This window comes from Paenibacillus sp. VTT E-133291 (assembly GCF_002264395.1).
GTDB lineage: Bacteria > Bacillota > Bacilli > Paenibacillales > Paenibacillaceae > Paenibacillus_AQ > Paenibacillus_AQ nitricinens.
In genome coordinates this window covers 1-13,233 of sequence record NZ_NFVA01000014.1, presented here as the reverse complement: position 1 = coordinate 13,233, position 13,233 = coordinate 1, and the positions used below count along the sequence as shown (strand labels likewise).

Genomic DNA, 13,233 nt, shown 5'->3' with positions numbered 1-13,233 from the left:
TTCAGCATAATATAGCTCTTTATTTCGCAGATTTTAGGTTCCTCTTCTCTTGAAACCAGCCCATCACTAGAAGTATGAGTGGAATGATAAACAACATCGGAATCTGGAGATAGTACTGAGTGATACGCATATCTATATAGATAAATTCTACATTATTGCCAGCTATCGCAAGGGAGCAAATGAACATCACCATACTTACAGGGATAATTAATTTACGATAGGATGGAATTCCGAACAAGGTTGCCGTACCTAATAGCGTCACATATAAGAAAATGCCGAGCCGAAAAAAACCTCCCACAATGGCCGTGACGAGAAACAATGCATCAAGGCGTTCCAGAAAAGCACGACCTTCAATTAACTGCGAGGTAGTCAGCAATGGATATTGTGTTCTTGTAAATAGATCTGCCCCGAGGACAGACACATTTAAAAGGGTAACAAACGCAATAAAACATCCGCTGATCAATAAGCCTGTGATCACTGTTTTCTTTATTTTGCGTGGCTTATTTACATAGGGAAACAACATCAAGAACACAATAATCTCACCAAAAGGAAATGCAACGGTGCCGGGAATCGATTGCTTCAGCACGGTTAACCACCCCTCTTCAAGCACAGGTCTTACATTTTGAAGATTTATATTCCCTGACGTAAGAATCAAAGTTAAAACGGTAATAGAAACGAGAAATAACACCGCAAAAAAAAGCTCCGCAGTCCTCGACAATACCTCTATCCCTTTTCCAACGACATACATAACCGTGAACAGCATCAAAGCAATAATTACGAGAAAGGGTGTCTGCATAAACACAAAGGATACAGCCATTGAAGCAAAATCACGGACTACAAAGCTCCCATTAAACAAAAAATAAACGACATATAACAAGGCGACGAGACGTCCCACTACAGGTCCTAATATCTTTTTTGCATACTCCGTGAGCGGAAGATCCGGATAAAATAGTGACAATCGATGATAGATCAGAAATAAACAAATGCCCCCGAGCATCCCTAGGATTGCGGTAATCCATGCATCTTGTTTGGCTTCCACACCAAATCCGGAGATAATCGCACTCACGATTTCAAAAATTAATACAAGGATAAGCAGTTGACGGGGACTGATCTTTGCTTTTTCCAATATCCTCCCTCCTCTCTATAAAAAATGGATTCAACTACTAATATCGATACTTTCCAATATGGTTCTATTCCGTAATCCAGTATTACGCAAATAAGCCTCCACTTTCACTTGTACTTCAATTGTTGGGAAGGTCACATCATTCCAATCCCGCTTCAACGTTCTCCATTGCTTAGGATAATCACGATGCAGCACTTCACCGAATCCAAAAATGTCCGACTTTTGCTGTTGCATTAATTTAATCGTGGCTAGCGCCTCATCTTGAACGGCTTGTGTGTACAGACGCTCAATTTGCAAGAACAATTTAGGGTTAGTGATATCAATGGGGACATCAACCTCACCAATATTTGCATCCGCGCCAATCTTCACCTCAATTATTGGTTTACCGAATTTATCAAAGCTTGAATGAAATGATGATTTGGACCGTATATTCTCGATCCCGATTGTATGTGGCTGCCCATTCCAAGCCATGGTTAACAATGTCGAACGAACTCTGCCTAACACCCATAAGAATCCACGACTTTCACTCCCGTCTAGCCACCTCATTAATTTCCCGTCTTTAAAAGTAGCAATCCCATTAGTCATAATCTTATCTTCTTTATTTGTAAGATCGAGTTGAACGCCAGTAATGGTCGGTTCTTTACCCGATGAAACGATGGCTTGAATGACTTGGTATATTTTTTCATCAATAGTTTCGCCAAATGCTTTCTCGGTATCAGCTACCATTTTCTTAATCTTAATAGCAGGTGAATTATCGAGACTTGTTGGTTGTTTAATGATCTCTTCTCCCGTCGTTCCCCTCGCGATAACCATTGTAGCGGAAGGACGAAACTCACTATCCCGCTCAATACCGTCAAAAAGTTTCTTAATCCCCTGTGTTTCAGCCAATTCTTCACCTACCAAGAGAACTAACGAATGACCATAATGTAATTGCCTAGAAAGGTTTTTCGAAAGAACACGAGTGGCATCAAATACATTATTTCCTTCTGCTGAATATGTGGTTGGAGGTAAGGGTACTGGACTGCTCCCACCTTGTGTACTTGAAGCATTTGTGGGATTAACAATTTGAACCGTAACCCGAATGTTTTTCTTCTCACCTTTATCAATCGCCATCGCAACCACAAAACCAATATCCGTTAGCTCTCGACTATCCCAACATCCCGTAAGCAGAACAATCATAACCATCGACAACCAAAATCCTGCTAATTTACGCTTCATCTGGATCACCCACTTGCTCTGTTGTAGGCCTCTTCATTAATTTAGGAACCAAATGTCTCATCCAAATCGGTAAAGCCGCATGAACCTGATCATTCTTTGCATGCATCGACGGACTATAAGGAGCCATATAAGGAACACCAAATGAACGTAAACTACACATATGTGCAATGATCATAATCAAGGTAAGAATCATTCCAAAGAAACCGAACGTTGCTGCACTGATCATGAGGAGAAAACGTAACAATCTCGCGGATACAGCAATGGAGAAAACAGGTGTCGCTAAACTTGAGATAGCTGTAAGTGAAACAACAATAACCATTGCCGTTGACACTAAACCTGCTTGTACAGCTGCCTGCCCAATGACAAGTGCTCCAACGATGGATACTGCTGATCCAATCGCTTTTGGCATGCGAACACCTGCTTCACGTAGAATCTCAAAAATAATTTCCATTAATAGCGCTTCAACAAAAGCAGTAAATGGCGTTGCTTCTAGCTGTGAAACAAGCGATATCACTAACTGTGTCGGTATCATTTCTTGATGAAAGGTTGTTGCTGCGATATAGAAAGAAGGTCCAATCAACGAAATGATATACATAACGATTCGTAACAGCCGCAACGCCGCACTAATGTCATACCGATGATAAGAATCCTCTGTAATTTGAAAGAATTGATTAAAAACGGCTGGGATGATTAGCATAAAGGGGGTTCCATCCACCAAAATTGCAATTTTACCTTCTAAAAGATTAGCAGCAACGGTATCTGGGCGTTCAGTAGGTAGGATCGTCGGAAACGGAGTGAACCTCTGATCTTCTATCATTTTCTCAATATATCCCGATTCCAGAATGCTATCCAATTTGATCTTGCGTAGACGTCGCTTCGCCTCTTCAACAATAGCATCATCCGCGATCCCATTTATGTACATGATTGCTATCCTGGTATGTGTAACTTGTCCTAACGTCATCGATTCCAGCCATAAATTAGGATTTCTTATGCGCCGCCGAACCATCGAAATATTGGTTGTTAAGCTTTCAACAAACCCTTCACGAGATCCTCGAATTGAGGTATCCGTACCAGGCTCATCGATGGCGCGAAATTCACCGCCCGATGTAGCAATTGCTAGGGCTTCATTCGATCCATCAATTAATAAAATGGTCTGCCCCCACAGCAGAGCATCATAAAGTTCATCCCATTGAACAAGCGTCTTCAGACCACCGATAGGAACAATTTTATCTGTGATGACTTGGACCAGATCATTTAATGACCTTTGTTCACTACTCAGCATGACGTTTAGCAAGACTTCCATTACAAATTGATTTATGGTTGTATTGTTAACAATGCCATCCACATAAATAATTGCGGCTTGAAGCTCCTCCTCCGAGCCCCCTATCGTAAATTCACGAATAATTATATCTCCACTATTCCCTGTCTTTTGGCGAATCTGCTCTACATTGACTCTTAATTCTGTTGAATCAATCGGTATTGAAGGGACAGTCCATTGCGGATTGCTTCCAGTCCTTTTACTACTTGCATTTCCATCCATTGCCATGCCCCTTCACCTTTCTCTCCATTATTTGCTGCGCTTTGCGTGATTATTCTGCCCATTAGCAGCAAATATTATTGGAAGATAACAATGAAGGCAGGGAAGTGGTATGAAAATATTCTTCATAACTGTACTGTTACTTTTCTTAGGATTAGGACTTATCTTTCTGCTTGACATCATTTCAATCTTTAGCTTACAAGAATCTTATCGTAATATAACGGCCTCGTTTCGTGTAATGAGCCCTTCCGAACGCCTCATCTTTAATTTCTTGATTGTAGGCACAATAACTTATTTAATATGGCCAGTGATTCAAAGATGGTTGCCACAGCAACCTCCATCATCGCAAGGTCAACCATCCGAGCATGTCGGCAGAAACCAGACGAAATAGTGAATCATAAATAAAGCCCATGTCTTTGGACATGGGCTTTTAAAATTAACTGTACAACATATGTTGTTTATATTGCTGATCATACTAACCAATAAATTCTTGAACCCACTCGCTGTTGTAGTATCCTATTCCAATTTCAGTAAAGGAGCTATTCAGGATGTTGGCACGGTGACCAGGGCTGTTCATCCACTGATTCATTACTTCTTCCGGGCTCGACTGGCCTTTGGCGATATTTTCCCCTGCTGTATTATAGGAGATCCCAAATGCCTTCATCATATCGAACGGAGATCCATAAGTTGGTGACTGATGGTCAAAATAATTGTTGTCGGACATATCCTGCGCTTTGGCCAAAGCCATTTTCGACAGCTCACTATTCAAACTAAGGGGTTTCAAGCCTGCGTTTGTTCTTTCTTTGTTCACCAATTCCAACACCTTCTGCACAGATGCCGATGAACTGGTGGAGGTTTGCGGATTAGCAGAATATTGTGGATTGGCCGATTGTTGCGGATTAGCAGAATATTGTGGCTTAGCGGAAGTTTGCGGATAAGTAGTTTGATCCGCTGTTGTACCACCTGTAGGAGGAGTAGTACGGATAAATCCATCCAGCCATTTCGATACATCACCGGGTACTTGTTTAGTCTTAATCGTTGAATTGCCTGCATTCTCTGTGGAAATAGAAGACGCTTGAGTCAAGTTTGACGTTGTAGCTGTTTTGCCAGCATGATGTCCAACCTTCGTTTGTTGAGTAGTCATTTGGTTGTTGGCTGATTGATTACCCGAACAAGCTGTAACAAGCAATAGCGCTACTATTACGATAAATGGTTTGATAACGACCCCTCCTGATTTGGCAAAGTTGTGGTTGTGACTTAATCGAATAAAGTTTTTGTAAAGCACGATTGAATTATTCATCTCTAATCCGAAAAATAAAAAGCAAAAAAATCCACAGCAACATACATTGCTGTGGATTTTTTTGTAAGCTTATTATGTATCGAGATCCGTATTCTTGTTCACATAGAGCTCACTAGGTTGAACTTGATATCGACCGGAATGCAGCAGCTCTGGTAAACGCCCATGCGCTCCGCCAAACAAGAAAGACTTTGCTCATGAAAATTAGAAAGCCCCGTATGAATCCGATCTTGAAAAGGCTTAAGCCATCTTGATTCTAAATGATCAGGACCGAAATAAACCCCAAGCAGAGAGCCAGCCGTTGCCCCGAAACTATCCGTATCGTTGCCTTGCATCACCTGCTTGCATATTCCATCGCCAACATTATCTGCAAAGCGCAGGGTATTAATTAAGGTTCCTATTTCCTGATAAACCTCACAGTGACAATAATTTACATACTTATGGTTAATACTCTGATACGCTTCCAGCCAGTCATCTGCATTCGCTACCATCTCAAGGCAATCATTAGTAATCTCGTAAAATCGGCTTCTTTTAGGAACGAACTGCAGAGCCGTATTGATTATTTCAATGGGATCGCGCAGCACGTGAGCAGCAGCAATCGCAGCAGCAATAAACATCGTGGCGTAAATGCCGGTCCGGCGATGAGTAAAACTCGCATCCCGCCAAGCTAGCTCAGCAGCCAGAGCAGGTTGACCAGGACAGGCATATCCATAAGCATCTGCACGAATCGCCGCACCGCATAGTTCCGTACCCTGCACCATAAAATCAGGCCAAGCCTCTATTTCAGAATGATTGAATAGTTCCTTATCATGTTCCAAATAACTAATGCCTGATCGCATCAAAATTGCCCTTTCCGGACCCCAAGTTGTACTTAACGGAAGATGATTTAACCATAAATCTCTTAAATTTCTTTTCGTAAAACGATCACCGAATTGTTCTAGCACCATCATTCCCATTAATGTGTAATTGATATCATCATCAGGTGCCACATAACGAATTCGCCCCCGTGTTGTCTCTAACCAAGACCAATGACGACGATCCAGCGCATGGAGAATTTCTTCAGAAATGTAATCATTCAGTGGCCATTCCCCTACAGAAGTTAACGCTTGACGTAATTCTGACAAGCTGGGGTTAACCTCTATCGGTTTGCCCAGCATTGAGCCACAGACTGAAGCAAGGAAACCTGCCTCTACACGCTTGGAGCTATCCTTCAGATTCAAAATCCCGACCTGACCTAGTGGCCGTGCCGGTTCACATTCCCGCCATATCTCATCTAAAGCGTTCGGCTCATAGTAAGGCCAGTTGTCCCTCATTGGAATGACAGCCAAGCTATGGGCGAATTCTAGATAGGCATCATAGCTTGCAGGAAGCTTTTCCAACTTGGCTAAATAACCGGAGGTTTGTTGCCCCTGCTCGAATTTATTACGCAGAACTCCTTCCAATTGAAGTTTAAGAAATGTAAGCGATGGTAGCATATTGCATCTCCTTTGTCCCCGTATCTATCCACAATACCTCAATATCACAAGCTTTAGAAGTGAAAAAATAACTAGATGATTTCCCCTTAATAATCCTTCAACCCAACACTATCGAAACTGCACAATACACTAACAACAGTCCCATCAGTACATTAAATTGACTTCTATATTTAGATATCATTTTTTTGAAAAGAGAACCACACAAACACCAACAAAAAGTGCCCATATAACCGATGAATGCAAGAATTAAAGAATAACTCAATAATCTAAAGGAGGAAGAATGATAGGTAAGGATAAATGTAGATGTAACTGTGATCCCATATAAAATCCCTTTCGGATTAATAAATTGTAAAAGCATTCCCGCAATAAAGCTATTGTGTTTATCTCCATCTTCATCACTTTCTGGTTGTTTACTTGTAATCATTTTAACTGCTAAATACAGCATGTAGACTCCGCCTAATAGAGCCATAATAGATTTAATTTGTGGAAGAAGATTATTCAAAAGTAGATTAAAGTAGGAACATAACAATATAATTATAAAAAATCCTGTGCCCACTCCTAAACAAAATTTCATTGTTTTTTTCAGCCCAACTTGGTTTGCAAAAGTCATTGCCATAATGTTATTGGGTCCCGGAGTAAAACTTGCAACAAATGCATATAAAAACAAAGAAACAAACACTAAATTATATCTCCCTTCCAACTTGTATGTTATAATGCATTTATAAGACGTTATAACGTACATACGTGCGTTTTATTGTATATCACGATCGTTATAAAGTAAATGGAGAGAGGAAAATTACAGTGGAAGAAATAAATTTGGTTATTGCGGAAAATATAAAAAAGATAAGAAAAAATAAAGATTTAAGCCTGGAAAAGGTTGCGGAATTAACTGGAGTCAGCAAAACAATGATTGGTCAAATCGAAAGAGGCGAATCGACACCAACCATTACAACTCTTTGGAAAATCGCCAATGGCTTAAAAATTTCATTTTCTGCCCTGATAGATTATCCAAAACCTGACACAAGAATAATCTTAAGAAGTGACATTCAGCCACTGCTTGAAGATAACGGAAAATATCGAGTGTATCTATCTTTTCCATTTGAAGAAAGTAAACGGTTTGAAGGTTATACCGTGGAGATAGACAAGGGTGGGTACCTTGATGCCAATTCTCATATGGAAGGTACCGAAGAATTGATCACCGTGTTTGACGGTGAATTGTCTTTACGTGTCAATAACAACGAATACCTCTTAAAATCTGGTGATTCTATCACCTTCAAGGCAGACAAGCCGCATGTATATCATAATCCAGGACCAACAATAACGCGTTTAAGCATGATTTTATACTACCCCTCTTAGCAAAAAAAACCCAAGGCACTTGAGCCTCGGGATCCCGTCTTTCAATGATAACCTGCGGATATTTGAAGTTCCGTTTGCTTATATCTTCCTCCTATATCGGGATAATAGCAAATCTGCCACCAAACCAACCAAGATGGCCGTCCCAAAATGAATGCCATAGAGAATCAATTGGCAAAAGCTAAGTCTTTTGTTTAAAATTTTCATAACATCCTCCTGCAAGTTATGAGCCGCCCAACATAAATTTGTAAATCTTACCGTCCTGTACATAATCATTATTAAAAAGTAGGGCATCACCTTCTCTTTTCAGGAACTTCAGGTTGTCTCCATAATAAGGGAGGTCGTTTGTTTCAGCATATTTTTGCTGTTCTACGTCAAGGAGTTCCTTGTACAACAATGTCTTGGTCCCTGTTTTACGATCTATCATCATGAGGAAACCTTGTTGATTGGACCGTATCATCAGATAATCCTCGTCCATTCCCTCCACTAAATAATTATCCGAAATATCCCCTAGTGTGGTCAGATCAATCTTCTCCGTTACGTTACCCGTTCCATCTTCAATTAATCGTAATATTTTCCCATCGGTAAGCAGGAGCTGATTGCCAGCTATTTTCACATTGTCACCGTAACGAATATAATATCCTACACTCGCTTGGCGAATGACCATTGCATCCTTAATAATCATCGTATACCATTTATTATTGATATGTGGTTCTCCGTAAACATCTGTTAAGGTTAGATAGAGTAGACCTTTTGGCGTCTTCTGAAAGTTGAACTGAACAGCATCGAACAGCTGCGATCCGAGGTTCGCTAGTAAGCGAGTATGTCCTGCGGAATCTGTTAAATATAAACTCCCAGTTTTCTTATCTACTGTATAAGTAGATCCACCGAATTGTGCACTGGCACTTGCAAAGCTCAATAGTCCAGTTGCTGTATATATCCTCTTCGTCGCATCCCAGCTAACCGTTGTTCCTCCTAATGAATTAACAAGAAAGCGTGCTGGTACATAGAGCTGGCCATTAAGCTCAAATGGAACACCCTCCGCGTTTACAAGCTTACCATCGAGGACTCCCTGTTTACTTCCAATTCGAACGGCTATCTTTTTCCCCCATCCAGTAAACTCTGCTCTTTGATGGGATTTATCCCATACTACCTTAAGTCCTGCCGCTTCCCAGTGGCTAGCTGAAACATAAGTCATTCCATCCTTTACTAGTGCTGAACTCGTTACTTTCCCGCCTCCATCCATAATGTAAGTGAAATAAGCGGGCAATGCCGCATTCGCTACTGGAGCAGTAAGCAATGATACAACAAATATTGGAGCTAGCAACCATCTTTTATCCATACATTGACCAGCCTCCATGTTAGCGAACTATAAACTCTTCATATTGTATTGACGCAGTTTTTTTCCAAACGTTCCTATAAATTTTCAATATTAGTAAATTTAATATCAGTTTCCCCCAACGAACCGACCCTCTCCTTCTGCCTTTTTCCCCTCTTTTGCTTGTTCCCCCAAGAATCTGTGAAATTTTTTTCATATATTGTTGAAGAGGTTGGCGCCAAACCTTGAACAAACAAATAGAAAGAAGGCAGATAAAATGGCTCTAGGTTGTGATACTGCTACTAATGTAACAGCGGCAAGATTAACTACACTTAAAAACAATAGCTTCATATTTGTTGGCCGATATTTGAATCGTGTAGAAGGTTATCAGGATGGTCTCACATCAGCCGAGGTGACACGAATATCAGACGGAGGATTATATATCGTATCCCTTTACCAAATCAGTAAATCGCTCGATCACTTTACGAATGCCAACGGTGTTGCAGATGCTGAAACTGCTGTAGGATTAGCAAGCGATATGGGACAAACCAGCAGCACTCCTATTTATTTTGCCATAGACCGTGATATGACCTCATCAGAAATCACAAACAATGTTGTGCCTTATTTTCAAGGCATAAAATCCGTATTAGACAGCAGTACCAAAAATCCCAAGGGCTATAAAATGGGTGTATATGGATCAAGAGCGGTCTGTTCTTATATCCGTGGCACTTATTCTGCTACAACACGCTACACCTTCATCGTAGATAATAGCTGGTTGGGAACCTTCGATGATTGGAATCTCAGACAATATAATTTCAACCCTGAGCTCGGATCTAGCACTGGCAAAATCAACGTAGATTATGTAGAATCCTCATCGAATGACGGCGGTGGCTGGAAAAAGTAAGCTCATTCATTGCACGCCAGAGCAAGGGGTACCTGTAAAACCAACAAGGCAGTGGTTCTCCTTATTGGAGAATCGCTGCCTTGTGTTTTGGGTATGCCGCTGGTTGCATGCGTAGAGGTGGAAGTCGATCGACGTTCCGCTATCCCCTCTCCGTATATTTTTTAACGAGATAACTGCATTCTGTACACTTATTTCGTCTACAAAGGGCTGAATTCTCACTTTAACTGTATTCAATACAATTAAAAGCCTTTTGTTACTATTTAGAATCCTCAAGCTGATCATATGCTGAATCATATGTCCACTCTAAGCCGTAGCCCTTACTCGACAGGTAGATGGTACCGATTGTATTTCCCTCTTTAGTGAGCAGAATAGGAAACAACCCTTCTTTTCCATTGAAAATAGGTGAAAGCGGCGTTTTTTGATAATCATTGAAGACATCCGGAAGAGTCACCGCGAGCTTTTCCCATGACTGCCCCTTATCCTTGGTCCAATAAATAACTGGCCCATTATCTTCATAGTATCTGAACCCCAAGAAGCCGATATCCTTGCTAGAGAAGCCAGCTCCTGTTAAACTTTCCGCGTACAAATCGTTAGGATTACCAATCTCCGTCCATGTCTTCCCACCATCAGAGGTCAGATATACATAATTCAACGAACGTCCCACACCCGCAGAACCTCCGGAGACAATCCAGCCGTTTTGTTTGTCTGTAAATCCGATGAACTTCGTGTCATAACCTTTTGCACCTTCAATGTTGTAGGTATTCCACGTTTCTCCCATGTTATCACTGATTAATACCTGAAGTGGAGATTCTTTTCCATCTGCAAATCCATAGACAATAGCGGTTTTATCCTCGGAAATAAAAAAGCCAGTCTCTCCTCTCCCCATCCCCATTTCTGTTCCAGTTGTATCAAGTTTTAAAGGCGTTGGCGCTTGGATCTCCCCCTCCCGATAGGAGACAGAGACATTACCGTTCTCGTCAACGGAATATTCATTTCCAGCATTATGCACAACAACTTGTTCACCGCTGGAGCTATAGGAATAAATCGTACCTGGTTTGAGCGTCTTATCTGTAGATTGACCATTTAGATTCGTACATGCAGCTAATATTGCTGTCACTCCAACCAACATTATGACTGTAAAAAAAGCCCCTACTCCATTTCGTTTTTCTTTCATATTTAAAATACTACCGAATCGCTGCTTCATCGAGTGTTTTCCTCCTGCAAAATTCGTTGACAAAGCTACATGCCGAGTGGCACTGCTTTGCATGACCGATAAAATCGCTTCACAGTATTTCTTCCGATAGGCCGCGCCTCGCTCACGTACAACCGTATCATCACAGTAAATCTCAATCTCGTGGGCAGCTTCGCGCATCATTAACCAAACAAACGGGTTAAACCAATGTAGTGCCTGCACTATCTGCAACAACAGCTTATAAACGATGTCAAGCCTTTTGTAATGAACCAACTCATGTTTTAAGATAAACTCCAGTTCTTCATCACTATATTGTTCATGAGGCAAAAACAAAGCTGGCTTGTAAAAGCCCATTAACATCGGATTGGGAACTTTACTGCTTATCAAAACTGGAATGGAGGCTGTTACGTTCATTTCTTTAGAAACTTGTTTGAGCTTAGTGACTATATTCTCCCCAAGAAAAGGATTGCTCCAACGCAGTGCCTGTTTTCTGAAAAAGAAATAGCTCAGCAAATGATACGCTAAAAATAACACAGCTCCAGCAAGCCAGATGAATGCTAAAATGTCCAGAATTGATGGGATATGGCTTACATTCCCTGCCTGAGCTGTTTGAGTGATTACAGATGGATCAGCCTGTAAATTCTGAGAAAGTGTACCCTGAAAGACTGCGGCCATCCCCTGACCTTCTGGTATTTGAATGGCTACAGGAGGATTAGTAAAGGAAAAGTTGAACGGCAGCAATAATCGCAGGGTTAAAATCAACCATATCCAATAACTCCATTTCGCTGAATAATGTCTCCTTAACATAGGCCTTAACAAGATCAAACCGATAATAACTAGACTTGTAGTTAATGAAATAACCAGAAAATCTAAAAAAAGACTTGTTATCATCAGGTTTCCTCCTTTTCTACTCTATCCAGCATTTCCCTCAGCTCTGCAAGATCACCTTTATCGATTGCCTTTCCGTTGTATAAAGACATCACCATATCTTGCACAGAGTTACCGAACAGCTTCTCAAGCGTGGACTTCCCTTCGCTCTCTTTATATTTCGTTTCCGAAATTGCGGCAAGATAACGATTGCTACGTCCCTCTTTTTCACAAAACAAAAAGCCCTTTTCAACTAGACGTGACAACACAGTCAATAAAGTTGCAAGTGCCCACTTACGCTTATCCCCCAGCTGATTCAAAATGTAGGAGGAGTTAACCCAATCTTCCGCCCTCCAAATCACCAGCATAATTTCCAATTCAGCATCGGGGAGCCGTTTGATTTTGTTATTCATCACTATTTCACCTCGTTATACAATTGTGTAATAAAACCATTATACAATTGTATAACAAAAAAGCAAGCCCATTGTTTCAGCGTTAATGTATACATCATAGACGCTTATATGCACTAAAGAGTTGCTAGATAAGTTAATATCCTTTTACAAAAAAACAAAAGGCTGTCCCATAAGTAGGTCTCTTTATTCAAAAGACAGCCCTTCCTGACTTCAAAGCTATAAAAAATAATACAACAACAGAGCACGTCACCGGGTTATTGGAGACGTGCTCTGTTATATTTCCGGTCGATGGCGGCCTGCTTAAGTTGATTGTAGGCAAGGCGAAAGCCAACCGACCTCTAGCGTCACTTTTTCTTTGTCGCGAAGCAGAAATCGCCGGAAGTTCCGGTTATATTTCAATTGAAATTGTAAAAAATTTACCGCTTAAACAGCGGAGAGAACGGACTGATTGTGGAAAAGTGACAGGTGTCCCCTTGGTCTCCAGATTTTCACCACTAAGAGGAATGAAAAAATCTGGAGAGCACAGCGATTGGAAC

Annotated in this window: 13 protein-coding genes; 4 read left to right on the top strand and 9 right to left on the bottom strand. The window is 41.0% G+C overall.

From position 1 onward, the window contains the following. Positions 1-19: 19 nt before the first annotated feature. The 3 genes from CA598_RS08630 to CA598_RS08620 are packed head-to-tail and all read right to left on the bottom strand — an operon-like array spanning position 20 to position 3,887. The gene (locus tag CA598_RS08630; RefSeq protein WP_179283620.1) at positions 20-1,126 is read right to left on the bottom strand and encodes a GerAB/ArcD/ProY family transporter; all 1,107 of its coding nucleotides are present in this window, start codon (positions 1,124-1,126) and stop codon (positions 20-22) included. A gap of 30 nt (positions 1,127-1,156) precedes the next feature. Further along, positions 1,157-2,341 (bottom strand): Ger(x)C family spore germination protein, encoded by a 1,185-nt coding sequence (locus tag CA598_RS08625; RefSeq protein ID WP_094876256.1) that lies wholly within the window; start codon positions 2,339-2,341, stop codon positions 1,157-1,159. Further along, complete coding sequence (locus CA598_RS08620; RefSeq protein ID WP_094869300.1) at positions 2,331-3,887, bottom strand: spore germination protein; 1,557 nt, start codon at positions 3,885-3,887, stop codon at positions 2,331-2,333. Before CA598_RS08620 ends, CA598_RS08625 begins: the two co-directional genes overlap by 11 nt. A 103-nt stretch (positions 3,888-3,990) precedes the next feature. On the opposite strand from CA598_RS08620, the gene CA598_RS33560 reads away from it, so the two are divergent. Continuing rightward, the gene (locus CA598_RS33560) at positions 3,991-4,269 is read left to right on the top strand and encodes a YczF family membrane protein (RefSeq protein ID WP_280786465.1); all 279 of its coding nucleotides are present in this window, start codon (positions 3,991-3,993) and stop codon (positions 4,267-4,269) included. An 84-nt stretch (positions 4,270-4,353) separates the two neighbouring features. Here the strand turns inward: CA598_RS33560 and CA598_RS08615 are convergent, their stop codons facing one another. The 3 genes from CA598_RS08615 to CA598_RS08605 form a co-directional block, all read right to left on the bottom strand. Next, a complete protein-coding gene (locus CA598_RS08615; RefSeq protein WP_256990401.1) occupies positions 4,354-5,178 on the bottom strand; it encodes a CAP domain-containing protein in 825 nt (274 codons plus the stop codon). 98 nt (positions 5,179-5,276) lie between these two features. Beyond that, positions 5,277-6,650: an ADP-ribosylglycohydrolase family protein gene (locus CA598_RS08610; RefSeq protein WP_094876255.1), complete on the bottom strand. Its 1,374-nt coding sequence runs from the start codon at positions 6,648-6,650 to the stop codon at positions 5,277-5,279. Between the two features lie 97 nt (positions 6,651-6,747). After that, positions 6,748-7,329: a LysE family transporter gene (locus tag CA598_RS08605; RefSeq protein ID WP_373455815.1), complete on the bottom strand. Its 582-nt coding sequence runs from the start codon at positions 7,327-7,329 to the stop codon at positions 6,748-6,750. 122 nt (positions 7,330-7,451) lie between these two features. Here CA598_RS08605 and CA598_RS08600 point away from each other — a divergent pair, with 122 nt between their 5' ends. Next, complete coding sequence (locus tag CA598_RS08600; RefSeq protein ID WP_094869297.1) at positions 7,452-8,006, top strand: helix-turn-helix domain-containing protein; 555 nt, start codon at positions 7,452-7,454, stop codon at positions 8,004-8,006. 220 nt (positions 8,007-8,226) lie between these two features. Here the strand turns inward: CA598_RS08600 and CA598_RS08595 are convergent, their stop codons facing one another. Then, entirely contained in the window at positions 8,227-9,345 is a 1,119-nt protein-coding gene (locus tag CA598_RS08595) for a copper amine oxidase N-terminal domain-containing protein (RefSeq protein WP_179283619.1), read from the bottom strand. 253 nt (positions 9,346-9,598) lie between these two features. Between CA598_RS08595 and CA598_RS08590 the strand changes: the two genes are divergently transcribed. Beyond that, the gene (locus tag CA598_RS08590; RefSeq protein WP_094876253.1) at positions 9,599-10,225 is read left to right on the top strand and encodes a glycoside hydrolase domain-containing protein; all 627 of its coding nucleotides are present in this window, start codon (positions 9,599-9,601) and stop codon (positions 10,223-10,225) included. A 256-nt stretch (positions 10,226-10,481) separates the two neighbouring features. Here the strand turns inward: CA598_RS08590 and CA598_RS08585 are convergent, their stop codons facing one another. Together CA598_RS08585 and CA598_RS08580 are read right to left on the bottom strand one after the other, a co-directional pair. Continuing rightward, positions 10,482-12,308 carry a M56 family metallopeptidase gene (locus CA598_RS08585; protein ID WP_094876252.1) on the bottom strand — a complete coding sequence of 609 codons (1,827 nt, stop codon included), beginning with the start codon at positions 12,306-12,308 and terminating at the stop codon, positions 10,482-10,484. Then, complete coding sequence (locus CA598_RS08580) at positions 12,308-12,697, bottom strand: BlaI/MecI/CopY family transcriptional regulator (RefSeq protein WP_094869292.1); 390 nt, start codon at positions 12,695-12,697, stop codon at positions 12,308-12,310. The genes CA598_RS08585 and CA598_RS08580 overlap by 1 nt, the downstream gene beginning before the upstream one ends. A gap of 305 nt (positions 12,698-13,002) precedes the next feature. Between CA598_RS08580 and CA598_RS32705 the strand changes: the two genes are divergently transcribed. Next, the coding region (locus tag CA598_RS32705) for a hypothetical protein (RefSeq protein ID WP_218832590.1) at positions 13,003-13,233 on the top strand (231 nt) is incomplete at its 3' end.

Bases quoted from the DNA above. Each gene is read 5' to 3' on its own strand.
- CA598_RS08625 (WP_094876256.1), bottom strand. From the start codon at position 2,341: ATGAAGCGTAAATTAGCAGGATTTTGGTTGTCGATGGTTATGATTGTT.
- CA598_RS08620 (WP_094869300.1), bottom strand. From the start codon at position 3,887: ATGGCAATGGATGGAAATGCAAGTAGTAAAAGGACTGGAAGCAATCCG.
- CA598_RS33560 (WP_280786465.1), top strand. From the start codon at position 3,991: ATGAAAATATTCTTCATAACTGTACTGTTACTTTTCTTAGGATTAGGA.
- CA598_RS08615 (WP_256990401.1), bottom strand. From the start codon at position 5,178: ATGAATAATTCAATCGTGCTTTACAAAAACTTTATTCGATTAAGTCAC.
- CA598_RS08610 (WP_094876255.1), bottom strand. From the start codon at position 6,650: ATGCTACCATCGCTTACATTTCTTAAACTTCAATTGGAAGGAGTTCTG.
- CA598_RS08595 (WP_179283619.1), bottom strand. From the start codon at position 9,345: ATGGATAAAAGATGGTTGCTAGCTCCAATATTTGTTGTATCATTGCTT.
- CA598_RS08590 (WP_094876253.1), top strand. From the start codon at position 9,599: ATGGCTCTAGGTTGTGATACTGCTACTAATGTAACAGCGGCAAGATTA.
- CA598_RS08585 (WP_094876252.1), bottom strand. From the start codon at position 12,308: ATGATAACAAGTCTTTTTTTAGATTTTCTGGTTATTTCATTAACTACA.
- CA598_RS08580 (WP_094869292.1), bottom strand. From the start codon at position 12,697: ATGAATAACAAAATCAAACGGCTCCCCGATGCTGAATTGGAAATTATG.